23 protein-coding genes are annotated in these 24,397 nt (G+C 44.9%); 14 read left to right on the forward strand and 9 right to left on the reverse strand.

Going from position 1 to position 24,397, the window contains the following annotated elements; all coding sequences use genetic code 11:
- Positions 1-20: 20 nt before the first annotated feature.
- Positions 21-512 (reverse strand): hypothetical protein, encoded by a 492-nt coding sequence (locus tag AC3WJC_RS02370; protein WP_492397466.1) that lies wholly within the window; start codon positions 510-512, stop codon positions 21-23.
- Positions 513-674: 162 nt separating this feature from the next.
- Here AC3WJC_RS02370 and AC3WJC_RS02375 point away from each other — a divergent pair, with 162 nt between their 5' ends.
- Positions 675-1,718 carry an NAD(P)-dependent alcohol dehydrogenase gene (locus AC3WJC_RS02375; protein ID WP_492397467.1) on the forward strand — a complete coding sequence of 348 codons (1,044 nt, stop codon included), beginning with the start codon at positions 675-677 and terminating at the stop codon, positions 1,716-1,718.
- Between the two features lie 90 nt (positions 1,719-1,808).
- Here AC3WJC_RS02375 and AC3WJC_RS02380 read toward each other — a convergent pair whose 3' ends face one another.
- Both AC3WJC_RS02380 and panB read right to left on the reverse strand, forming a co-directional pair.
- Positions 1,809-2,507, reverse strand: a complete 699-nt coding sequence (locus AC3WJC_RS02380; protein WP_228950163.1) for an RluA family pseudouridine synthase — start codon at positions 2,505-2,507, stop codon at positions 1,809-1,811.
- 126 nt (positions 2,508-2,633) lie between these two features.
- Positions 2,634-3,449: a 3-methyl-2-oxobutanoate hydroxymethyltransferase gene (panB, locus tag AC3WJC_RS02385; RefSeq protein ID WP_492397468.1), complete on the reverse strand. Its 816-nt coding sequence runs from the start codon at positions 3,447-3,449 to the stop codon at positions 2,634-2,636.
- A 290-nt stretch (positions 3,450-3,739) separates the two neighbouring features.
- Here panB and carA point away from each other — a divergent pair, with 290 nt between their 5' ends.
- The 5 genes from carA to AC3WJC_RS02410 all read left to right on the forward strand — a co-directional run bounded on the left by carA (position 3,740) and on the right by AC3WJC_RS02410 (position 8,100).
- A complete protein-coding gene (gene carA / locus AC3WJC_RS02390) occupies positions 3,740-4,840 on the forward strand; it encodes a glutamine-hydrolyzing carbamoyl-phosphate synthase small subunit (protein ID WP_492397469.1) in 1,101 nt (366 codons plus the stop codon).
- Between the two features lie 195 nt (positions 4,841-5,035).
- Positions 5,036-5,929 carry a LiaF transmembrane domain-containing protein gene (locus AC3WJC_RS02395; protein ID WP_492397470.1) on the forward strand — a complete coding sequence of 298 codons (894 nt, stop codon included), beginning with the start codon at positions 5,036-5,038 and terminating at the stop codon, positions 5,927-5,929.
- A 34-nt stretch (positions 5,930-5,963) separates the two neighbouring features.
- Positions 5,964-6,299, forward strand: coding sequence for a DUF4288 domain-containing protein (locus tag AC3WJC_RS02400; RefSeq protein WP_492397471.1), 336 nt, complete (start codon positions 5,964-5,966; stop codon positions 6,297-6,299).
- A 56-nt stretch (positions 6,300-6,355) separates the two neighbouring features.
- Positions 6,356-7,354, forward strand: a complete 999-nt coding sequence (locus AC3WJC_RS02405) for a sensor histidine kinase (RefSeq protein ID WP_492397472.1) — start codon at positions 6,356-6,358, stop codon at positions 7,352-7,354.
- Positions 7,351-8,100 (forward strand): LytR/AlgR family response regulator transcription factor, encoded by a 750-nt coding sequence (locus AC3WJC_RS02410; RefSeq protein ID WP_492397473.1) that lies wholly within the window; start codon positions 7,351-7,353, stop codon positions 8,098-8,100. The genes AC3WJC_RS02405 and AC3WJC_RS02410 overlap by 4 nt, the downstream gene beginning before the upstream one ends.
- Before the next feature lie 649 nt (positions 8,101-8,749).
- On the opposite strand, the gene AC3WJC_RS02415 is transcribed toward AC3WJC_RS02410, so the two are convergent.
- The 4 genes from AC3WJC_RS02415 to AC3WJC_RS02430 all read right to left on the reverse strand — a co-directional run bounded on the left by AC3WJC_RS02415 (position 8,750) and on the right by AC3WJC_RS02430 (position 12,360).
- The gene (locus tag AC3WJC_RS02415; protein WP_492397474.1) at positions 8,750-9,049 is read right to left on the reverse strand and encodes an FtsB family cell division protein; all 300 of its coding nucleotides are present in this window, start codon (positions 9,047-9,049) and stop codon (positions 8,750-8,752) included.
- A 252-nt stretch (positions 9,050-9,301) separates the two neighbouring features.
- Positions 9,302-9,514 carry a hypervirulence associated TUDOR domain-containing protein gene (locus tag AC3WJC_RS02420; protein ID WP_492397475.1) on the reverse strand — a complete coding sequence of 71 codons (213 nt, stop codon included), beginning with the start codon at positions 9,512-9,514 and terminating at the stop codon, positions 9,302-9,304.
- Positions 9,515-9,625: 111 nt separating this feature from the next.
- A complete protein-coding gene (locus tag AC3WJC_RS02425) occupies positions 9,626-10,960 on the reverse strand; it encodes a M16 family metallopeptidase (RefSeq protein ID WP_492397476.1) in 1,335 nt (444 codons plus the stop codon).
- A 17-nt stretch (positions 10,961-10,977) separates the two neighbouring features.
- A complete protein-coding gene (locus AC3WJC_RS02430) occupies positions 10,978-12,360 on the reverse strand; it encodes a M16 family metallopeptidase (protein WP_492397477.1) in 1,383 nt (460 codons plus the stop codon).
- Positions 12,361-12,637: 277 nt separating this feature from the next.
- Between AC3WJC_RS02430 and AC3WJC_RS02435 the strand changes: the two genes are divergently transcribed.
- From AC3WJC_RS02435 to AC3WJC_RS02470, 8 genes are all read left to right on the forward strand, one after another.
- Positions 12,638-13,960, forward strand: coding sequence for a DEAD/DEAH box helicase (locus tag AC3WJC_RS02435; RefSeq protein WP_492397478.1), 1,323 nt, complete (start codon positions 12,638-12,640; stop codon positions 13,958-13,960).
- Between the two features lie 300 nt (positions 13,961-14,260).
- On the forward strand, positions 14,261-15,022 hold the full coding sequence (locus AC3WJC_RS02440) for an ABC transporter ATP-binding protein (RefSeq protein WP_492397479.1): 762 nt from the start codon (positions 14,261-14,263) through the stop codon (positions 15,020-15,022).
- 143 nt (positions 15,023-15,165) lie between these two features.
- Positions 15,166-16,347, forward strand: a complete 1,182-nt coding sequence (locus tag AC3WJC_RS02445) for an ABC transporter permease (RefSeq protein WP_492397480.1) — start codon at positions 15,166-15,168, stop codon at positions 16,345-16,347.
- An 88-nt stretch (positions 16,348-16,435) separates the two neighbouring features.
- On the forward strand, positions 16,436-17,173 hold the full coding sequence (locus tag AC3WJC_RS02450; protein WP_492397481.1) for a DUF2490 domain-containing protein: 738 nt from the start codon (positions 16,436-16,438) through the stop codon (positions 17,171-17,173).
- A gap of 94 nt (positions 17,174-17,267) precedes the next feature.
- Positions 17,268-18,563 (forward strand): phosphopyruvate hydratase, encoded by a 1,296-nt coding sequence (eno, locus tag AC3WJC_RS02455; protein ID WP_492397482.1) that lies wholly within the window; start codon positions 17,268-17,270, stop codon positions 18,561-18,563.
- A gap of 129 nt (positions 18,564-18,692) precedes the next feature.
- Positions 18,693-20,222, forward strand: coding sequence for a glutamine-hydrolyzing GMP synthase (gene guaA / locus AC3WJC_RS02460; protein ID WP_492397483.1), 1,530 nt, complete (start codon positions 18,693-18,695; stop codon positions 20,220-20,222).
- Positions 20,209-21,456: an ABC transporter substrate-binding protein gene (locus AC3WJC_RS02465; RefSeq protein WP_492397484.1), complete on the forward strand. Its 1,248-nt coding sequence runs from the start codon at positions 20,209-20,211 to the stop codon at positions 21,454-21,456. The genes guaA and AC3WJC_RS02465 overlap by 14 nt, the downstream gene beginning before the upstream one ends.
- The gene (locus AC3WJC_RS02470) at positions 21,453-22,622 is read left to right on the forward strand and encodes an RsmB/NOP family class I SAM-dependent RNA methyltransferase (RefSeq protein WP_492397485.1); all 1,170 of its coding nucleotides are present in this window, start codon (positions 21,453-21,455) and stop codon (positions 22,620-22,622) included. Before AC3WJC_RS02465 ends, AC3WJC_RS02470 begins: the two co-directional genes overlap by 4 nt.
- A 5-nt stretch (positions 22,623-22,627) precedes the next feature.
- Here the strand turns inward: AC3WJC_RS02470 and AC3WJC_RS02475 are convergent, their stop codons facing one another.
- Positions 22,628-23,203, reverse strand: a complete 576-nt coding sequence (locus AC3WJC_RS02475) for a MarC family protein (protein ID WP_492397486.1) — start codon at positions 23,201-23,203, stop codon at positions 22,628-22,630.
- Between the two features lie 24 nt (positions 23,204-23,227).
- Positions 23,228-24,379 (reverse strand): MFS transporter, encoded by a 1,152-nt coding sequence (locus AC3WJC_RS02480; RefSeq protein ID WP_492397487.1) that lies wholly within the window; start codon positions 24,377-24,379, stop codon positions 23,228-23,230.
- Positions 24,380-24,397 lie beyond the last annotated feature (18 nt).

Raw genomic sequence — 24,397 nt, forward strand, 5'->3', positions numbered from 1 at the left:
GAGCGAATTGTTTGCTATGATTAGTTATTTCTTTGCCTTGTAAAGCTGTATTGCACTACGCGGCGCACTTTAGTGGGCTGGTTGGTTTCCTGAAAATCGCCGGTTTGCAGCACCATGGAGTATTGGCCAAGGTTCACTATTTTGGTATTGGTAAACGGCTGTATACTGCCACCTGTAGCAGAGGTATCGCAGGTAATACCAGAGATCAGGTAAAGCCTGTCTCTTGATATTGACCATGTACCCATTGGCAGTTGCTCAATGCAATTATAGTTGCTGTAAGTACAGGTATTATCGTCATTAAAGCGGAATATCTGTTTTTTATCGCAATCCTGATTTAATGTATCTGTTTGTCCCTGGGTAGTGCCTACATAGTTAAACACCTGTAATGAGGCCAGTTCCCACGGCCCGGATGTAAACAGGTTGCGTATGTTGGTCGGGTCATCCTTTTTACATGAGTTGTACAGCGAGATGATAAAAAACGCGCTGATAAATAATATGGCCGGTCGCTTCATGGTACGTTATGCGTTCAAAAGTAAAAAAATATACGGCGTATTGGTTATCAATGTCAATGCCTGTCGCATTTGCAGAACGTAAATATTACTTTTCCATTATGTTTTACAAAAACATACACCTCTATTTTTGCTTTTATTATTAAACACATACCACCAAATATTATGATTGAAACAAAAGCGTATGCTGCACAGGCAGTAAGTGCCCCGCTAACACCATTCAGGTTAGAGCGTAAGGATTTAGGGCCGAATGATATACAGATCGAGATACAATACTGCGGTGTTTGCCACTCAGACATTCACCAGGTACGCGACGAATGGGGAGGCTCTATCTTTCCGATGGTACCGGGGCATGAAATTGTGGGCAAGATCACTAAAGTGGGTGATGCCGTAACTAAATTTAAAGTTGGCGAAACTGCCGGCATTGGTTGCTTTGTTGACTCGTGCCGCCATTGCCCGAGCTGCCTGGCAGGCGAAGAGCAATATTGCGATTTTGGAATGGTAGGCACTTATAACAGCCGTTATAAGGATGGTACACCAACCTACGGCGGCTACTCAGACCAGATAACGGTTGACGAAAGCTACGCGCTGCATATTTCAGATAAACTACCGCTTGAGGGCGTTGCCCCGCTGCTTTGCGCCGGTATTACCACCTATTCGCCGTTAATGACCTGGAAAATTGGCAAGGGGCATAAAATGGCCGTTGTAGGTTTAGGCGGATTAGGCCACATGGCGGTTAAGTTTGGTGTAGCCTTGGGTGCCGAGGTTACTGTGTTGAGTACATCAGCTTCAAAAAAGGAAGATGCCCTTAAATTGGGTGCCCATCACTTTGTGGTAACCAAAAATGAGGATGAAGTTAAGGAAGTTGCCAATTCGTTCGATTTTATACTGAATACCATATCGGCACAGCATGAGTATGATTTTTACCTGCAGATGCTGAAACTTGATGGTACTATGGTATTGGTAGGCATTCCGCCGGAAGCGCCGCAGGTATCAGCCTTCAACCTGATCGGTAAACGCCGCAGGCTGGCGGGCAGCATGATAGGCGGTATTAAAGAAACCCAGGAGATGCTGGACTATTGTGCCGAGCACGGCATTACCTCAGATGTAGAAGTTATCAATATTGATTACATTAACGAGGCTTATGAGCGCATGCTTAAAAACGATGTTCGCTACCGTTTTGTAATTGATATGGCAAGCTTGAAATAAGCCATCTGATTACTCAAGAACAAAGGCCTCATTTAAATAATGAGGCCTTGTTGTATAATAAGCTTTTAACTATAAAAGTTAATTTACTGACTACTCCATCAAATGCGCAAACTTATCCCAAAAACCATCTTTCGGTAGGGGGGCTTTGATTTCCACCGGCTCATTTTTCACCGGGTGGATAAATTGTAGTTTGCGGGCATGCAGGCTGATGCTCCTGCGCAGGCTGCCGCGCGGATAGCCGTATTTATTATCGCCGACAATAGGGCAGTTCAGGGTGGATAGTTGTACCCGTATCTGGTGCGGGCGGCCGGTAATAGGGTTAACCTCGATCAGGTAATAGCCATTGGCCTCGCCGGCGAGGCGGTAATGCAGTTCAGATCGCATACTGCCCGGTACTTCGTGCCCGTGCGCCTTGGTAACATTTTTCTGCTGATTTTTTACCAGCCAGTGTACCAGGTCGCCATATTCGGGTTCGGGTTTGTTACGCACCACGGCGTAATAGGTCTTGCGGATCTGGCGGGTTTTAAATAGCTGGTTCATCCTGTCCAAAGCCTTGCTGGTTTTAGCGAACAGGATAACGCCGCTCACCGGCCTGTCCAGTCGGTGCACTACGCCTAAAAACGCGCCGTTGGGTTTGTTGTATTTTTGGGCGATGTATTTTTTTACCTTCTCGTCCAGCGGTTCATCACCGGTTTCATCAACCTGCACAATATCACCCGCGCGTTTGTTCACAGCGATCAGGTGATTGTCCTCGTATAAAATATCGTTATCGGTAATAGGTTCGCTCATATTTTTCTAATGATATTGAGTTCATGATTCATAGTTGATGGTTCATAGTATGGAAATGTAATCCAAACAGAGTTGCCATGAACTATGAACAATCAATCATGAACTAAACTAATAACTATTAACAGCCTAATATTGTTCCTTCTCGTTAGGGAAATCTGCTGATTTTACGTCGGACACGTAATTTTTAATGGCATCATTCATTACATCGTACAAACTGGCGTACTGGCGTAAAAAGCGGGGTTTAAAGCCTTTGTTAATGCCCAGCATATCATGTATCACCAGCACCTGGCCATCACAAAACTGCCCGGCACCAATGCCTATGGTAGGTATGCTCAGGCTTTCGGTAACTTCCTTAGCTAACTGCGCGGGTATTTTTTCAAGCACAACGCCAAAGCAGCCAAGCTCCTGCAATGTCAACGCGTCCTCACGCAATTTTTGTGCTTCGGCATCTTCCTTAGCCCTTACGGTATAAGTGCCGAATTTATAGATGGATTGCGGTGTTAAACCCAGATGCCCCATAACGGGTATACCGGCGGCTAATATGCGGGTAACTGATTCGGCTATTTCTATGCCGCCCTCCAGTTTTACGGCATGCGCGCCTGCTTCCTTCATAATGCGTATGGCAGAGTTAAGCGCCTCTTTAGAGTTACCCTGGTACGAACCGAAAGGAAGATCAACCACCACCAAAGCCCGCTTTGCCGCCCGCACTACTGATGCGGCGTGGTAGATCATCTGGTCGAGCGTAATAGGTAGCGTGGTTTCATGGCCCGCCATAACGTTGGAGGCCGAATCGCCCACCAGTATAATATCAACCCCGGCATCATCAACAATGGTGGCTAATGAGTAATCGTAAGCGGTGAGCATAGATACCTTTTCGCCGCGGCCCTTCATCTCCTGTACCGTACGGGTGGTTACGCGTTTAATCTCTTTGTTAACAGACATGTGCTTGCTGATTTTGATGGCAAAGGTATGTAATTGTATAGCGCTTTTTAAACAATGAATGCAATGTTAAGGCCTACAATTATTTGGCTATAATTTAAGGATGATTAACCTCGTGTTAACAAGCCATTAGTCGAATATTAAAAAATGCGAAAACATACTTTAAAATTACACGGCTTTGCCCTATCTTTGCGGCGTGAAAATGGAAGTGCCTTACTTCAGTAATTCTTTACATTTCATCGGCGCGTCGCACCAGGCAAACCGGATTTTTAAATCATTTAACTTATTTTATAATGACCAACTACACCAAATTACCGGCTGTATTATTACTGGCTGACGGTACAGTTTTTCATGGTAAAGCTGCCGGAAAAATAGGAACTACCACCGGCGAGATCTGTTTCAACACCGGTATGACCGGCTACCAGGAGATCTTTACCGATCCGTCATACTTCGGGCAGATCATGGTGACTACCAATGCCCACATTGGCAACTATGGTATCAGTAATGAAGAAGTTGAATCAGGTAAGATACAGATTGCGGGTTTGGTTTGTAAAAACTATAACATTGCTTACAGCCGTAAACAGGCCGATGAGTCTATCCAGGATTATTTTCAGGAGCAGAACATTGTAGGCATATCAGATATTGATACCCGCCAGTTGGTGCGCCACATACGCGATAAGGGTGCAATGAACGCCATTATCTCCTCAGAAATCGTGGATGTGGAAGAACTAAAAGCCAGATTGGCCGAGGTGCCTTCAATGGACGGGCTGGAGCTATCATCACAGGTATCAACTACCGAAACGTATACCTTTGGTAAAGAGGACGCGCCTTACCGCGTTGCCGTGCTTGATTTGGGTGTGAAAAAGAACATTCTGCGTAACTTTGCAGATCGTGATGTGTATGCCAAAGTATACCCGGCCAAAACATCATTTGAAGAGATAGAAAAGGATTTCGCGCCTACCGGCTACTTCATTTCAAACGGCCCCGGCGATCCATCAGCCATGCCTTACGCGGTTGATACCGTGAAAGAAATATTAGCGGCTGATAAACCGATGTTCGGTATCTGCCTTGGCCACCAGTTACTGGCTTTGGCTAATGACATCCCGACCAAAAAAATGTTCAACGGGCACCGCGGCTTAAACCACCCGGTAAAAAATATTATTAAGGATCATTGCGAGGTTACCTCACAAAACCACGGTTTTGGTGTAGTGCAGGAAGCTGTGCGCTCGTCAGACAGGGTAGAGATCACCCACGTTAACCTGAACGATCAATCTATCGAAGGTATCCGTGTAAAAGATAAAAAGGCGTTCTCGGTACAGTATCACCCGGAATCATCACCTGGTCCGCATGATTCACGCTACCTGTTTGATGATTTTATCAGCCTGATGAAATAAGCATCTAAAGCAATATATACAGCGGCCGGTTAATTACCGGCCGCTTTTTTTATGTCTTGATTTTACCTCTCCGGAATTTTCACCGCCAAAACAACCGCGTTTACCGAGTAGTTGCCTTATGCTACCCAATAGGTGTTTGCCTGTTATAAATGTTATAGTAGTTTTATATCATCAAATAATTGTAGAGAAACTAACATGAGCAATAATATAGAATATAAAAAAGGACCACGTAGCGGCAAGGCTATCGCCGGCGTGATCTTGCTGGTGCTGGGTGTAGGGATGCTCATCCAACAACTAAATATAGTTTTTTTCCCGGGTTGGCTAATTAGCTGGCCGTTGTGGTGCTTAATAGTACCTGGCCTGTACATCGGTACCCGTAGCAACTTTCAAAAATCGAGCTGGTTTGTGCTGGTTGGTTTAGGCCTGGCTTTTATGGCTAACGAGGCGCTTGATAGTTATAATATTGACGGCAGCGGTGTAATATGGCCTGTAGCGTTTATTGTATTTGGTATTTGGATGATACTGCGCCGCAACAATAAGCACGATGCAGCCGATTGGGATAAGTTTAACCGTGGCAGTAAAAAGCAAGCAGTTGATTTTAATACACCCCCGTCAACCCCGCCGCCTTTTGGCGGTGAGCCTGTTGTTGATTACCGTATAACCCCTGAAACTGAGCAGCCCATAACAACCGAGCAGCCGGCAACCGAGGTTCCGAATGAGCCTTTTACCATAAAAGGTAAGGTTTACAGTGATGATATCCTGGATGCCACAGCCGTTTTTGGCGGGGTGGATAAGATCGTATTATCAAAGGATTTTCGCGGTGGTGAGATCGTGAACATATTTGGCGGCAGCGAAATTGACCTGACCAAGGCCGATATACGTGGCCACGTAATGATAGAGGTTACGCAGGTTTTTGGTGCCACCAAGCTTATTATACCGCCGCACTGGCATGTAATATCTGATGTATCTGCTGTTTTTGCCGGTGTTGATGATAAGCGCATGCGCCATACCACTACAATAACTAACGATAAGGTGCTGATAATAAAAGGCGTTAGCATATTCGCCGGTATTGAGATCCGCAGTTACTAACACACAATTACACTATACAAAACTATTAACCGACATGAACTGGTACGTAACAAAACTTATCTTCCGGATAATTAGCGGCGATGGCAACCATCCCGCGCAGTTTGATGAGCAATTAAGGCTTGTTAACGCCGATAACGAGCAGGCGGCTTTTAAAAAAGCTACCGGCATAGGTATCGATCTGCAGGACAGTTTTACCAATGCCCAAAAGCAAATGGTAAGGTGGCAATTTGTTGATGTTACCGAGGTGAACCCCATAAACGGGCTTACTGATGGTGCCGAACTGCATTACCAGATACACGAAGCTCCGGATGCCGACCTGTATATTGCCTGGGCGCACCATAAATCAGCTTTGCTGGCTATAAATAATTAAACCGATAAAGGCGCAACGTTTTGGCTATCTCTAAGGCAGAAATATCACGTGTTTACATGGCAATAGCCATAGGTAGTGTGGCGTGGGGCGCACTGCAAACCTACATTATCCATAGTTTGGGGTTTGATTGGTATATGGCTATTATTGATGGCGTAGGCAGTTCCTTACTGCTTAGCGGTGCCTGCTGGTTAATAAACAATAACCTGCGTTATTACCAGCCGGGCAGGGGCAGTTACATCAACCTGTTTATATGGTGTGTGGCATTGGCCGCCATTTGTGCCGCCGGTGCACGTTATTTACTGCCATTGTTAAACCCGGGCGCGGTGTACGTTAACTTTTTGCAGCAATCGCTCGTCATTCGCCTGTTCACTAACTTTTTAGCTATCGGCTGGATGGCCATGCTAAGTGCGATATGGTTTTCGCAGCTCGACCAAAAGGAAACTGAGAAGCGCCGTAACGAAGCCGAAAGCCTTGCCCGTGATGCCGAACTGTATAACCTACGCCAGCAACTGCAGCCGCACTTTCTGTTTAACAGCCTTAACTCCATTAACGCGCTGATAGGCTTTAAGCCCGACCAGGCCAGGATGATGATCCATCAACTGTCTGACTTTTTGCGGGGTACCCTGCGTAAGGACGATCAGCAAAAAATAACGCTGAATGAAGAGCTTGCCCACCTCAACCTTTACCTCGAAATTGAAAAGGTGCGCTTTGGCCACCGCCTGCATACCGAGATAAGCTGCGACCGTAATTGCGGCGAAGCCATTATGCCGGCCATGCTGCTGCAGCCTATTGTTGAGAACGCCATAAAATTTGGTTTGTACGATACTACCGGCCAGGTAACCATCAGCATACGTGGCGAAATAGATAATAATTACCTGGTAATGATGGTGCAAAATCCGTACGATCCGCAAACATCGCGCCCTAAGCAGGGTACCGGTTTCGGGCTGCGCGGGGTGCAGCGCCGGTTATATTTATTATTTGCACGTAATGATTTGATGGAAACTCATGCAAATGATAATATATTTACAACCATTATAAAGGTACCACAGGGATGAAACGCGCATTAATTATTGATGATGAGCCATTGGCACGGATGGTTGTAATGGAGTATTTGCTTGATTTTAAGGATAGGATAGAACTGATACAGGAGTGTGGCGATGGCTTTGAAGGCTTAAAGGCTATTCAGCAGCATAAACCTGACCTGATATTTCTGGATGTGCAAATGCCCAAAATAACCGGTTTTGAAATGCTCGAACTGGTTGACCAACCACCATCAGTAATATTCACCACCGCGTTTGATGAATATGCTATTAAGGCTTTTGAGGCGCACGCCATTGATTACCTGTTAAAACCCTTTAGTAAAGACCGCTTTAGCAAGGCCATCGAAAAATACCTGGCTCTCTCTGCTGTTGATAGTAAACCCGCCGCTAGAACCGAAAAATTATTAGAGGATGTGGCACAGGGCCATGCGCAGCACGAGCGCATTGTAGTAAAAACCGGTACCAAGGTAAAGATCATCCCCGTACGGGATATTTTGTATTTACAGGCCGATGATGATTACGTAAGTATTATAACCACAGAGGGCGCCTACCTCAAAAATAAAACCATGAGCTTTTTTGAGCAAACACTGGATGGAGCACAGTTTGTACGTGTGCACCGCTCATACATACTAAGTGTTGCCGAGATCACCCGTATCGATCCTTATGAAAAGGATTCGCACCTGGCCATACTCAAATCAGGCGCTAAAATACCGGTAAGTAAAACCGGTTATGCTAAGTTAAAACAAGTGCTGGGTATTTAAATTTATAAATATTGTCATTTCGAAGTGAGAACGAGAAATCTGTCTGCGTTCATTCCAAGGAGACAGATTTCTCCTCGTACCTCGTTCGAAATGACAAGAGGTTTTTATTACAAACGACCTTGAAGCAAATCTCTTTAAGTTGTTTTGGCTTATTATTTCACTTGGTTTGAATTGTATCTCACAATAGTAATTTTGTAAAAGAGCGTAGGGTTGCCGGAAAACCGGGCCAAGGAGTATGGCCTGTGGGTGGAAGGTTTTTTCCGGCTTGACTTTTGGTTACTCTGTGTCTAAGACAAAGTAACTGGCCTCTGCGGCCAAGAGCAGATTGACGATAATTTTAACCACAATCTTTGAATCTAAGTACAGCTTTAAATAGTTCATTACCTGTTCTAAATTTCTTTTGAGCGATCAAAAGAAACAAAAATCGCCGGCTGTTTAATTTTCTGTGAAGGCAGTGATTCTTTAGTGCTACCCGAAAATTAAAAGGCCGGAATTGTAGGGTATTTACGATTCTTGCTTGTCGTTGTTCCTTTATTTGTTGTCATCTCGACGAAGGAGAGATCTGTCTGCGTTTATTAGCAAAGCGACAGATTTCTCCTCGTAACTCGTTCTAAATAACAGAGATTATTATTGAAAAGGGAAGTAAAACTTATTCCTCTTTCACTTCCTTGCTTACCATGTAAACATCCTCATTTTCTTTTTTCATGAGGTACTTTTCACGGGCGAACTTTTCGAGGTGGCGGGGGTCGGAGTTCAATTCGTCAAGGTCTTTGGTTACCTTGTCGGTTTCGGTTTTATAAAAATCACGCTCCTGCTCAAGCTTTTTAAGCTGTTGGTGGTATTCGTAGCGTGAGAGCAAATCATTGGTATCAAAAAATATCATCCACACCACAAAAGCAACCGTTACCAGGAAGAACTTGTTGCTAAACAACGCAATAAGACGTTTCATTTTTTTTGGCTCTATAATATTCATCTAAAGCTATCTATATTTTTTGACGGATGCAAATATCATTATTAACTTATTAACATGTACAAGCCTTTTTAAGTTAGTATGAAACAAGTTGATTATGAGGGATTAAAAATGTTTGGCAGGTAAGCAGCAGGCAATCTCCTAATCGAGCGAACAACAAGGGTATAACCATGACAATTTTTCCAATAACTCTCCAGTTAAAGAGTAATTTGGAAAATAGACAGGTTGATATTATTTCCCACCCTTTTTTAGTTCACTTTCTGATTTCAGTACTTTGCCGCCATCCTTTTGCTTTACTTCATAAGCGGGCTTGTCCTTGCTGGCATTGCGGGTTACTTTACTGCCCTTAATAGTTTTTTCTACTTTCTCGGTATGCTTCTTTTCAATCTTGCCTTCGGCCTCGCTGCTGCCCCAGTTCCAGTGTACGGTATCGCCTTTTTTCATGGTACTTGTTTTGCAGAATAACAAGCTGATAAGGTATTGGTTTCAGGCAGTTTACAACCAAACAAAAAATGCCCGCTTACGCAGGCATCTCACTTTTAAGTTAAGCTGTTTTTAGTGGCTTACCGGGTTATCGGCTTTTTTAAGCGTACCGTTAATAAACATGGTAGGTGTAACCTTTTTAGGGTCGCCCTGGTAAACCCAAATCATGTTGCCAATGTATTTACGGAAAGCGTTGTTAACATCGGTAACGCTTAATTTCTTAATATCATTCACCATGGTTAACGAGCGTTTCCAGTTATTGAACAATACCTCGTTAGCCACCATTGATGATGCCTGCGCGCTATTGGTTTCATTTTTATAATAAAAACCGGTAAGGTAAGTAACTTTCATGTTGGCTACCTCGTCAGCATCAAAGCCCTGGGTTTTTATCTTGTCCACCAGTTTATCAAACACGGCTATGTATTTATCAGGCTGGGTGGTTGATACCGAGAACCGGGCTACCGATGTTGAGCCGGTGCTGAACCAGGCCTGCGGCGCGTATGACAGGCCGTTGTTGGTACGTACATCTAAAAAGTGACGGTTGGCAAAAATACGCATGGCTACGCTGAACGCGTCAAAATCAGTAGTTCCGGGCTGCGGGCCGCTGCTCACGCCTTCAACATAATTGGTAGCCAGGTCGCGAGACTCGGCATTAAACGAGTTTTTATACACCCGGAACACATCCTTTTTAAAAGTAAACGGAGCGCCTTGCTTAACACTGCCCAGCATACCTTTTACCTTGCTTTCAATAGTAGCACGGTCCAGGTTACTAACCACTACAATAAGCAAGCGCGATTTGGTGAATACCGATTCATAATACGCCTTGGTTTCCTGCGGGCCAAGCTTGCTGAGCGATGCTACGCTGCCCGATGGGTCTTTAGCGTAATCGCGGCCTTTAAAGGCAATACTATCCGCAAACTTGTCAATAGCCGCGTCCGGTTGTGATTGCTCTGATTTTAACCTGGAGATGGCTACTTTTTTAATGCGGTCAAATTCGGTTGCATCAAATTTAGGCTCGGTCATGGCTTCAACGTACAATGGCCAAACCGCGTCAAAATCACCTTTAAGGCAATTCATGCGTACAACCGCGTAGTTTTTTGAGGCGTACCCGTATACCTGCGCGCTCACCTTGTCCAGTGCGTTTTTAAAGCTGTTCTTATCATGTTTATCAGTACCGCATTCGGTTAGGGCCGTCATGGCCAGCGATTCAATGCCGATTTTAGTTGCCGGGTAATTTTGCACGCCACCCCTTATCACGGTTTGTATCTCAACAATCTCGTTTTTAGTTGGCTGAACAATTACTTTCACCCCGCTCACCATCATTTCATAGGCATCATCCTGTGCCGATGCCGGTTGTGTATATATGGCTGCCGAAGCAACCAGTAATGCAAATAGGTATTTCTTCATCGTAATAAAATTTAAGGTTATTTAGCCACAAAAAATGAAGCTACATTGTTCTGTTTGCTCGCTTCGGGCTGCAGGATAACACCCGCTACCTTTGGCTTGCCAATAATGTATTTGTCAACATAATTTTTAATATCCGCACGGGTTATTTTTTGATAGTTATCATCCAGATCAGTAGCGTAGTTTAGCGAGGTGCTGCACCACTGGTAGGTTAATTGGCTTGCCAATGAGGATGGTTTCTCCTTACGACGAAGGCTGTTGCGCAGCAATATAGCTTTGGCATCCTTAAACTGCTCGTCGGTAAAGTAGTCGGTCTTATCCCACATGGCTATCTGTTTCATCAGTTCCTCATGGCATTCTTTAATTTTTTCGGCGCTGGTAGGTTCAATAAACACGGTTATAGGGCCTACATATTTATTGGTGCTGTAATTAACTTCAACGGATGAAGCCAGGCCTTTATCAACCAGTGCTTGTTGTAGTTTTGATGAATTTAAGCCAACAATGGTTGAGAATACATCGGCAGCAATGGTAGCGGCTGAATCAGTAGCGTAAGAAGGGCCATGCCATGAGTACATCATGTACGGCGTTTTGGCTATGGTTGATTCCTTTACAAAGAATTCATCCTTAGTAAGCGGTTTAAACGGCGGGATAGGGTATTTAACATGCGGATCATAGCCGCTTGATGCCCAATCGCCAAAAGTATTTTCGGCCAGGGCAAAAGCAGCATCATGCTTAACGTCGCCGCAAATAACCAGTATGCTATTGTTTGGATAGTAATATTTATCCTTAATGATCATCATTTTAGCCGGGGTGGCGGTATTGATCACCTCGTGATCGCCGATCGGGTTTTTGCGGGTTACCAGATCGCCCCACATTTTCTTTTGCGATTCATACCACAATTGAAAGTAAGGGCTGCTCTCGGCACGTTGAAATTCACCGTCAACTACCGGGCGTTCCTTTTTCATATCCTCATCACGATAAATAGGGAAGCGGATGGCGGCGTTCATGAACTTTAACCCGGCTTTAAGGCTATCCCTATCAAACGTAAAAAAGTAGTTAACGCGCTCCACATCGGTAGTGCCATTCCAAATAGCGCCAAGTTGCTGGGTGCGTTTCAGGAATTTTTCCTGGTCGGGATAATCCTTGTTGGCTTTAAAAAACATGTGCTCAAACAAATGCGAAAGGCCGCTGTACTCCGGACCTTCAGTGTAAGCACCATTTTTTACAGCAATTTCAATAGTGGCCAGGGGCACCTTGCTGTTTTCAATAACTACTACTTCGAGGCCGTTAGGGAGCTTTTTCCAAAAGTAGCCTTCGGGCAGCCTGGGCTGCGCTACAGCGCACAAGGCACAAAACAGCCCTGTAACACTTAACATTAAATGCTTGGTAAATTGTGAGGTCATATAAACAGGTAATTAATTAGAATATAAATATATCGATATAATTAAAAAGCAGCGGGATTTTGCACAAAAGCTTGCGCATATTAATAGACGCTGAAATAAAAAATACGTTACAGCTTACAGCAAGAAATATAGTGATTTTATGCTGATAAAGCGTTAATGCGTTGTTGAATAATTAATTGTATCTTTGCCAAAATATTTTTACCCGCTCGCTTACAGGCATACCGCCTAACTATGGCTCAAAACAATGAAGCACACAGCCAGCAATAATTAACAATACATGTCATTTCAGCAACTTAATTTAATTGACCCTATTTTAAAGGCGTTACAAGCCGAGGGTTATACGCAACCAACCCCCATACAAGCACAATCAATACCTATTATATTGCAAAAAAAGGATCTGCTGGGCTGTGCCCAAACCGGTACCGGTAAAACAGCAGCCTTCTCCATACCAACACTGCAACTGCTTTACCAGCAACGCCAGCAGCACCGCGAACAAAAAACCATAAAGGCCCTTATTTTAACGCCAACCCGCGAGCTTGCTATACAAATTGGCGAAAGCCTGGCAGCCTATGGCAAACATACCGGACTAAAGCACCTGGTGATATTCGGTGGTGTATCGCAAAACCCGCAGACTGATTCGCTAAAGAAAGGGGTGGATATTTTGGTAGCTACTCCCGGCAGGTTATTAGACCTGATGAACCAGCGTTTTATTCACCTTGACCACATACAAATGCTGATTCTTGATGAGGCTGACCGTATGCTGGATATGGGCTTTGTGCATGATGTTAAAAAGATCATCGCTAAAGTGCCGGCCAAAAGGCAAACGCTGTTTTTTTCGGCCACGATGCCAAAGGAGATACAGCAACTTGCGGACAGTATTTTGAACAAGCCTGAGCGTGTGGAGGTTACTCCGGTATCATCAACCGCCGAAACGATACAGCAGGAAATGTATTTTGTGGATAAAGGCGATAAAAAAAGCCTGCTCAACTTTATACTTCAGGATAAAAACGTTATAACCGCGCTGGTATTTACCCGCACCAAGCATGGTGCCGATAAGGTAGTGAAAGACCTGAGTAAGGCCAATATCACTGCCGAGGCTATTCATGGTAATAAATCACAAAACGCGAGACAGCGTGCCCTTACCAACTTTAAGGCGCATACTACACGCGTACTGGTGGCTACCGATATTGCCGCCCGTGGTATTGATATTGATGAACTGGCCTTTGTAATTAATTACGAACTGCCTAACATACCCGAAACTTACGTACACCGTATAGGCCGTACCGGGCGTGCAGGTGCAAGCGGAAAGGCTATCTCGTTTTGCGATGAGGAAGAAAAGGAATTTTTAAAGGATATTGAAAAGCTGATCGGTGTAAAAGTTCCGGTTAACGATTCGCACCCTTACCCGTTAGCGCAGCTTACCCGCGAGCAGCGTATTTTGCAGGATCTGAAGAAACAGCCGCATCACAACAAAGCATCATCAGCCGAAAAGCAACGCAACAACAAGCGCCGTAATAACAATACCCGCGGAGGCAACAATAAAGCCAAAGGCGGCAGCAGCGGCATGAGCGGCGCAAGGCCAAGCGGTAAAAGAGCATAATAACCTCTCCCTTTTACCAAGCTTGTCATTCCGAACGATAGAGAGGGAATCTGCCTGCGTTCATAACAGAGCGGACAGATTTCTCCTCGTACCTCGTTCGAAATGACACACGTAAATTAGGAAATGATATTTGTCATTCCGAGTGATAGCCAGAAATCTGTGGCCCGGTTATAGACGCGGACAGGTTTCTCCTCGTACCTCTTCGAAATGACAATCATAAGAATTTATCCCGCCGCAAATATTCCGTCAATCGAATTAAAAAATTGTGAGAATATCAATAATCTGTGCCATTTTTACAGCATGGAAAAACAGCCTATTATCAGCGTAAAAAACCTGGTTAAAAACTATGGTGATTTTGAAGCTGTAAGGGATATAAGTTTTGAGGTTTACGAGGGGGAGATATTCGGCTTGCTTGGGCCAAACGGCGCGGGTAAAACCACCACGCTCGAAATTATTGAAACCTTGCGTGATAAAACCTCAGGCGAAATTATTGTCGACGGCTTTTCGGTTGATACCAATGCCGAGAGCATAAAACAGCGCATAGGCGTACAACTACAAGCGGCGGGTTATTATCCCAACCTTAACCTTTCCGAGCTGATCGAGCTTTTCTCCGGACTATACGGCATCAACAAAAAACCTTTGGAGATGCTGGAGATGGTAGCCCTTACTGATAAGGCCAAGGCCAAATACAAACAACTTTCGGGTGGACAAAAGCAGCGGTTCTCCATTGCTACCACACTGATTAACAATCCACGCATTATATTTTTAGACGAGCCGACCACAGGGCTTGACCCGCAGGCGCGCCGTAATTTGTGGGACCTCATCATCAAGATCCGCGACAGCGGTACCACCGTGGTGATCACCACCCATTACATGGACGAGGCCGAAGTACTGTGCGACCGTGTGGCCTTTGTTGACGGCGGCAAAATTGTAGGTATTGATACCCCGGATAATTTTGTTGATAAGCTGATAGCATCGGGTTTTGAACGTAAAAAGGAAGTAAAAGCCGCCACCCTGGAGGATGTATTCATTGATCTGACAGGCAAGGAGTGGAGAGGGTAGTTAAGAAGTAGCGGTTGCAGTGGCGGTAGCGGTTTTAAGTTAGCAGTGTCCGGTTTGCAGTTTGTTGGAATTATTTAGATAATAACATTAATTAAGATACATTAAAAGCCCCTCTCCCCCGGAGAGGGGTTGGGGTGAGGTTTATGAGCAAATACAATCATGTTGGGGCCACGCTGGCCATTGCGAAGGCGAGTTTAAGATCGATCCTGCGTAGTCCGTCGTCGGTGGTTTTTACGTTGGCGTTCCCGCTGATATTTATTTTGGTGTTCGGCTTTATTGGCGGTGGCGGCGTAAAGGTTGATGTAGGCGTAGCGCCGGGAACGGATACCGCTAACCCCATCTACAAAGCGCTTGAACAAACATCCATCATCAATCTTCACAAAGGGTTAAATATAAAATCGCTTAACCAGAATCTGTCAAAAGGCAGTTTGGATGCGGTATTGCAAATTAAATCGAACAGCTACGTTAAAACCGGCGATGGTAGAATGCGTCTCACATCTGGTAATGCTCCTTACATAGTTAATGTAAACTATACCACATCATCAGCCAAAGGCGATATATTTAAATCGATAATCACCAACATAAAAAATGAGGTGAATATCAAGTTTATGCAGCAAGTACTGGCAGGTCGTTCTGGCGGCGATGCAGATGCTGCCGCCCGTGCCGCCGCCGGTTTCCAAATGGCCGAAGTGCGTGAAAGTACTATTACAGGCCGTGCCTATAAAACCATTGATTTCATCTTGCCCGGTCAGTTAGGTTTTTCATTATTGAGTACAGGTGTATTTGGTACGGCATTTGTATTTCTGAGCCTGCGTATCACCTTAGTTATCAAGCGTTTTTTTGCTACGCCGGTTAAGCGGGCGAGCATTGTATTGGGCGAGGCGCTGGCACGTATCTGCTTCTCGCTTATCGGGGCGCTGTTTATAATCCTTATCGGCCACTTTGCTTTTGGCTTTACGCTGGTGCATGGGGCGGTAACCGTAATCAACATGCTGATACTGTCGATCATCGGTTTAATCGTATTCATGGGTTTTGGTTTCACCGTATCAGGCATCGCCAAAAACGAAAGTTCTGTACCGCCCATAGCCAATATTATAACCCTGCCGCAGTTTCTGCTATCGGGTACGTTTTTTTCTATTGATAACTTTCCGGCGTGGCTACAACCGGTAAGCCGCATTTTACCTTTAACTTATTTGAACGATGCCATGCGCAAAGTGGCTTTTGAAGGTGCAGGGCTTGGCGATGTTACGCATCAACTGCTTATACTGCTTATTTGGGGCATCGTGATCTATACCATCGCTGTAAAAACCTTTAAATGGGAATAATTAATTAACATTAAAATAATATTAGGAACTATCCACTTAACATTAAAATAACATTATCGAAATACATTTGTGATATAATGTTAATCAGATGTTAAAAAATATCTTTTCGGGCTTATTATCAATTCTGATATTAATTTTTTGTTCGGTAAATGTTAAGGCGCAAAACAGCAAAACGGGTACCTGGGGCATTGTTACCGTTGTTTTACCAGGCGACAGCGCGCACAAATGGGGCGGCTACATCGAGCTGCAAACACGTACCAACACCCTGTTTAACCAGGCGTTCTATTATGAAGTAAAAGGCGGCATCAGTTACGATATAGCGAAGAATTACACCGCGCTTATTGGTACAGGTCGTTACATTACTTATGATTACGAAAACCTTGACGAGCCGCCAACCGCTTTGGAAACCCGCCTGTGGGAGCAATTAACCGTTAACCAGTTTCTGGATCGTATCAAGATAGAGCACCGTTACCGCGTGGAGCAGCGCTTTTTTGAAAATACCGGTTACCGCAACCGATTCCGTTACAGGCTTAACCTGGCTATCCCATTAAACCACCGTAAGGTTGACCCAAAAACCTGGTACATAGCCGTATTTGATGAGGTTTTCTTTAACAATAAAGCTCCGCACTTTGAGCGTAATCGCTTCTCGCTGGCCTTAGGTTACCAGTTTACCAAAGCGCTGAATATACAGGCCGGCTTAATGAACCAGTATAATTACAACCTAACCACGGCAGGAGCGAAAAATAACCTGGCTATTAATGTGCAGTACCGCTTTAACCGCAAGAATGTTAAGCCAAGGGAGCACATACCATCAATCCACGATTAAATAATCATTAAATACTAAATTGTAATTGCGTTTTAGCTAATTAGCTTTAACTTAGCGCAGTTTAAAGTTTTATCAATAAACGCTAATAATAACTATGAGTATAATAATTGATGTTCATGCACGCCAGATACTTGATTCGCGTGGTAACCCTACAATTGAAGTAGATGTATTAACCGAAAATGGTGCACTTGGCCGCGCCGCAGTACCTTCGGGCGCATCAACCGGTGCCCACGAAGCTGTTGAATTAAGGGATGGTGATAAAGGTATTTACATGGGTAAAGGTGTTTTAAAAGCAGTTGCCAACGTAAACGAAAAAATTGCCCCTGTATTAAAAGGCGTAGATGTATTTGAGCAAAATACCATCGATGACATCATGATCAAGTTAGATGGTACCGAAAATAAAGGCAACCTGGGTGCCAACGCTATCCTTGGTGTTTCTTTAGCGGTAGCTAAAGCAGCAGCTCAGGAGAGCCGCCAGCCTTTATACCGTTATGTAGGTGGTGTCAACGCTAACACATTACCTATCCCGATGATGAATATTGTAAATGGTGGTTCGCACTCTGATGCGCCTATCGCTTTCCAGGAGTTCATGATCATGCCAATCGGCGCTACTTCATTCTCTGAAGCTTTGCGTTGGGGTGCTGAAGTTTTCCATACGCTTAAAAAAATATTGCACGATCGCGGCCTGTCAACCGCAGTAGGTGATGAGGGTGGTTTCGCGCCAACCTTTGGTGGTACAGAAGATGCGGTTGAAACCATCATCCAGGCTATCGAAAAAGCAGGTTACAAAGCAGGTGAGCAAATTTACCTGGCGTTTGATTGCGCTGCTTCTGAGTTCTACGTAAACGGTAAATACGATTATACTAAGTTTGAAGGCGATAAAGGTGCTATACGTACCAGCGCTGAGCAAGCGGAATACCTGGCTTCTTTATCTGAAAAATATCCTATTGTATCTATTGAAGATGGTATGGCTGAAGATGATTGGGATGGCTGGAAATTATTAACCGACCGTATTGGTAAAAACGTTCAATTAGTGGGTGATGATTTGTTTGTTACCAACGTTAAGCGTTTGCAGGATGGTATTGATACCGACACCGCTAACTCTATCCTGGTAAAAGTAAACCAGATTGGTTCGTTAACGGAGACCATCAACGCGGTAACCCTGGCACAAACTAACGGTTACACTTCGGTAATGAGCCACCGTTCTGGCGAAACTGAGGATGCTACCATTGCCGACCTTGCTGTTGCCCTTAACTGCGGCCAGATCAAAACCGGTTCAGCTTCACGTTCAGACAGGATAGCTAAATACAATCAGTTACTGCGTATCGAAGAAGAATTAGGCGAGAACGCCCGCTTCATCGGTAAAAACTTCAAATTTTTGAAAAAATAATCTCCTAACGGGATTCAATCATAAGGCCGGCTAACTCAATTAGCCGGCTTTTTTGTTAACTGCCACATTGAATTCATATTATCTTCAATCTCATTTATTACATATCGCATCTAAATCCTATCTTTGCCCATGCAAGAAAAAATCCTCATTCTTGACTTCGGTTCGCAGTTCACCCAGCTTATAGCGCGCCGTGTCAGGGAGCTTCGCATTTACTGCGAGATCCATCCCTTCAATAATTTTCCTGAAGTTGACGGCAGCGTAAAGGGTATCATCCTTTCGGGTTCGCCTTATTCGGTTCGTCAGGACGATGCACCGCATTTTGATTTTGCCAAGTTTCATGGCTCATTGCCAATACTTGGTGTATGTTATGGCGCGCAGTACCTGGCCCACTTTAACGGCGGCGAAGTATTGCCATCAAGCACGCGCGAGTATGGCCGTGCCAACCTGCAATACATCAACCACGAAAATCCGTTGCTGAAGATGATCCCGGCCGATTCGCAGGTGTGGATGTCGCATGGCGATACCATTGCCCGTTTGGCTGATGATTTTGAGGTAATTGCCAGTACCGATAGCGTGCGTGTTGCCGCTTACCAGGTAACCGGTTCACAAACCTACGGTATCCAGTTTCACCCCGAGGTAACCCATAGTGTGGATGGCAAGCAACTGCTGCATAACTTTTTAGTTGACATATGCGGATGCGCGCAGGACTGGACACCGGATTCGTTTGTCGAAACCACCATCGCGCAGCTTAAAGAAAAATTGGGCGATGATAAAGTAGTGCTTGGCCTTTCGGGCGGTGTTGATTCATCGGTTGCGGCGGTATTGCTGCACCATGCCATCGGCAAAAACCTGCACTGTATATTTGTTGATAACGGCCTGTTGCGTAAGGATGAGTATGAGCTGGTGCTCGACTCGTACAAACACATGGGGCTTAACATAAAAGGCATTAACGCCAAGCAACGTTTTTACGATGCGCTTTCCGGTTTAACCGACCCTGAACTGAAACGCAAAGCCATTGGCCGCGTATTTATTGAGGTGTTTGATGATGCCGCGCACGAGGTGCAGGATGTAAAATGGCTTGGCCAGGGTACTATCTATCCGGATGTGATCGAGTCGGTATCGGTAAAAGGGCCATCGGCAACCATTAAATCGCACCATAACGTAGGTGGTTTGCCCGATTTTATGAAGCTGAAAGTGGTTGAGCCGCTAAATACCCTGTTTAAGGATGAAGTGCGTAACGTAGGTAAGGCTTTGGGTATCGATCCTAATATTTTAGGCCGCCACCCATTCCCGGGTCCTGGTTTGGCTATCAGGATATTAGGTGAAGTTACGCCCGAGAAAGTACATATATTACAGGAAGCCGATGCAATTTACATCAACAATTTAAGGGCTGCCGGTGTTTATGATAAAGTTTGGCAGGCAGGCACCATATTTTTACCGGTACAATCGGTAGGGGTAATGGGCGATGAGCGCACTTATGAAAATGCGGTAGCGCTGCGCGCGGTTGAATCAGTTGATGGTATGACGGCCGATTGGTGCCACTTACCGTATGAACTGCTGGCTAAAATATCAAACGAAATTATCAATAACGTAAAAGGCATAAACCGGGTAGTATATGATATCAGTTCAAAACCACCGGCCACTATTGAGTGGGAATAAGTGGTTGTTAATTTTAGTTGTTGCACTTGCTGCAGCGTGTTCGCCAAAAACACGCCCGGTAAGCAGGGGTACAACTAAGTCAACTGAAAAAGCGACAAACAAACCCGGCGATAAAGCTGACAAGGATAAAAAAGACGATAAGAACGCCAAAAAGGTATCTGATAAAAAAGTATCAACCATTGCCATGATACTGCCTTTCGGGCTTGATCATTTAAACCCCGGCGCTAACTATAGCGCCGCGGGTTTAAAAAAAGCCGCCCTGGCGCTTGATTATTACCGCGGGTTTAAACTCGCGCTTGACTCGCTCACCGGCGAAGGAGCAAACTACCGCCTGCAGCTTTTTGATTCAAAGGATGAAACCTCACAGTCGCATAGCCTGGCGCTCAATCCGCAGGTAAAAGGCAGTGATCTGATTGTTGGTCCCGTTTTTCCGGATGGGATGAAGGCATTTACTACCGTGCCAGGCAACAGTAAAAAGCTTATCCTGTCGCCGCTGTCACCATCGGCACCTACAACTTATAAAGCCGAAAACCTGATAACGGTTATACCGCCGTTGGAATATCATGCCTTGCGGGCGGCTGAATTCGCGGTAGATAAATCAAAAACCAAAAAGATTTTTGTGCTCACATCCGGCTACAGTGCCGAGGTGCCTTACATCAGGTACTTTAAAAAGGCGGTTGACAGCCTGAGTAAGAAGAAAATAAAAGTGGTTCAGCTAACCGTAACCCGCGGGAACCTGAAACCTATTATAGCGCAGATGACAAAGTTTGACCGTAATTTTGTGGTTATACCGTCAACTAATCAGTCATTTTTAAAGATCACACTGTATTCACTTGATACGCTTGCCAAACGTTACCCGGTAACGCTGATAGGCCATCCTAACTGGGAGAAATATGGCTTTTTGAAAGCTGACCAAATGCAACGCCTGAACGCGTACATTACCTCGGCAGATAGGGTGAACTATAAATCGCAGGCAACTGTTACCTTTATGCGTAACTATCGCCGCCTGTACCGGTCAGAGCCCTCTGAATACGCTATTAAGGCGTTTGACGAAGGCATGTATTTTGGCCAGTTACTGGCTGATGATGCCGACAAGCTGAAAAGCCTTGATGATAACGAGTTTACCGGCCTGCACAACAGCTTTGATTTTATTTATAAACCGGGGCAGGGCTGGGTAAACAAGCATGTAAATTTATTGCATTACGAAAATTTTGAATTAAAAAAAGCGGAATGAAAGCGCTGAATCAGCTAAAAACGTTTTTACGTATTTTGGATGAATATCCTGCTGATGTGCCTTTAGGTAAATTTTTACCGGGCTTTTATCGCCAAAATAAGCAAATGGGCTCAACCGACCGTAAGGTGGCGGGCCGGTTGGTTTATAATTACTTTCGTTTGGGCAGGGCACTGCCTGCTTTACTACCCGAAGAGCGCCTCATGGTGGCCGAGTTTTTATGCAATACGCAAACCAATTCGTTTTTACAGCATTTTAAGCCTGAATGGGCGGCCTGCATTGGTTTTACCATTAACGAGAAGATTGCCCTCATAAAAACAACTTATTCTGATTTTAAGCTGGATGATGTTTTTCCATGGATAGGGGAGCTTTCGGCGGAGGTGGATAGGGATAAGTTTCTGCGGTCCTTTTTTATACAGCCCGATTTGTACATACGCGTACTGCGTGGCTACGAGCCCGAGGTAAAGGCCGAGCTGACTAACGCGGGTATTATTTTTAAGGATGAAGGTAACAGTTGCTTTTGCCTGCCAAATGGTACTCGGTTGGAGAACATCTTTCCGCGGCAGCAGCACAGGTTTGAGGTGCAGGATTATTCGTCACAACAAACGGCCCGCTTTTTTAAACCCGAACGCTGGGATAAATGGTGGGATGCCTGCGCGGCATCAGGTGGTAAATCGCTGTTGCTGCATAGTTTGCAACCGGATGTAAAGCTGGTTGTGTCAGATGTTCGTGAATCTATCCTGGCTAATTTGGATGAGCGCTTTCAGCAAGCGGGCTTGCTCAAATACCAAAAAAAGGTGCTCGACCTGACTCAAAATCCCGACCAGGAAATGCACGACTATGCATTTGATGGTATTATATTAGACGCGCCATGCAGCGGTTCAGGCACCTGGGGCCGTACGCCGGAGATGATAAGCCAGTTTAACCCGCAGCGTATCGCTTTCTTTCAGCGTTTGCAGCAAAACATCGCCCGTAATGTGGTGAAATATCTGAAACCCGGCAAGCCGCTTATTTATATTACCTGTTCGGCCTTTAAGGCGGAGAATGAAGAAGCGGTTGAATTTTTGACCAAAGAATTAGGCCTAAAACTCGAAAGTCAGCAAATACTTAAAGGCTACGAACGCAAGGCTGATACCATGTTTGTGGCACGCCTCATCTGCCCGGAATAATCAGTTTACAATCCGCTATTGCTCCGGAATAATTTTATCGCGATAGCTAATAATATTATTCCAAAGGCTTTACGCAGAATGCTCAACCCTGCCTTGCCCAGCAGATGCTCCAGCCATTTTACATTTTTTAGTACCAGGTAAACAATGGTGGTATTGATCACTATTGCCGCCAGTATGTTTTGCGTTTGGTATTGTGATTTTAAGGATAATAGCGTGGTCATGGTGCCGGCACCGGCTATGAGCGGGAAAGCCAAGGGGACGATAGATACCGTTTTTGCCATCTCCGGGTCGTCCTTAAAAAAGGTGATACCTAAGATCATTTCCATCGCTATGATAAATATTACGATAGAGCCTGCTATAGCGAAAGAGGAGATGTCGAGCCCGATAATATCCAGCAGCTCGTTACCGATAAATAAAAAGGTGATCATCAGCACCAGCACGGCAATACTGGCTTTTTCAGACTGTATGTGCCCGGCGCGCTGGCGTAGTTCAATGATTACCGGTATTGATCCCAATATATCAATAATGGCGAACAGGATCATGGTAACCGATAATACCTCTTTAAAGATAAGTGGTTGCATAGCAAAATTACAATTAAGGTCAGTTTAGCACTGCTGGCGCTTTAGCTTAAAGCTGATAACTAACGCGGCCAGAATGTACAAAGATGCTAAAAAGAAAATACTATGCAGTGATATAGCCGTAACAAAACCTGCCGTGATGGGTCCGAGGGTTTGGCCGATGGAGGTGTAAGATTGATTGATGCCCAAAACTTTGCCCTGCTCATCATCATTTGAATTGTCGGCAATGATGGCATTGAGCATGGGGTTTCGTAAACCGTTAAACAAACCATACACGGCAATTGCCACCGCAAAAAGCATCAGGCCTGTAGAAAATCCGGCAAGCAGCATGGCGGCTAAGCATACCGTTGTTGACAGTAAAAGTATCAATGCTTTTGACCGGCACACTTTAGTGAAAAAGGGCACCAATAGTTGCATAATGATTCCCGTAATACCAAACCCGGCATAAAATATACCGGTTTGCGCGGGCGATAGTTTAAGGTTATCCGTAGTAAAGGTTTGGAAGCCGATGATCATGGCAAACTGCGCCATGGTAAGCAAAAAGCCAATAAAAATACTCAGGCCAACCGTTTTTTGCTTGAGTATGGTAACCAGGGATACAAAGTTGAATTTAGGAGACTGCTTTTCGCCTTTATTTTGATTGGTTTCCTTCAGTAAAAATACAGTAAGCAAAACCCCGATAAGCGCGATGCCTGCGGCGAAATAAAAAGGAACATGCATACCGTATTTGCTAAGCAGGCCTCCTAAGGCAGGCCCTGCCACAAAGCCAAACCCGAACGCCGAGCTGAGTATTCCGAAATTTTTCGCGCGTTCTTCAGGTGAGGATACATCAGACACCATGGCCTGCGCTACGGATATGTTGCCGCCGGTCAATCCATCTAAAATACGGGCCGCGAAAAGCATAATAATACTACGTGCCTGCGCGAAAAGGATGAACGAGATACAAGTGCCGATCAGGCTGATAATGAGTACCGGTTTGCGGCCCCACTTGTCAGACAGTGAACCCAGCAGCGGCGTAGCAAAAAACTGTGCTATAGAAAAGGCAGCGGTAAGTAAGCCTAATGTCTCGCTGGTTACGCCAAACTTTTTGCCGTAGCTGTATAACAACGGCACCACAATGCCAAAGCCCATGGAGTTGATAACGCATATAATAGCCAGTATCCATAGGCCTTTCTTCATTCGGTATAGTTTTGGTTA

The organism is Mucilaginibacter sp. FW306-07-L (assembly GCF_058782065.1).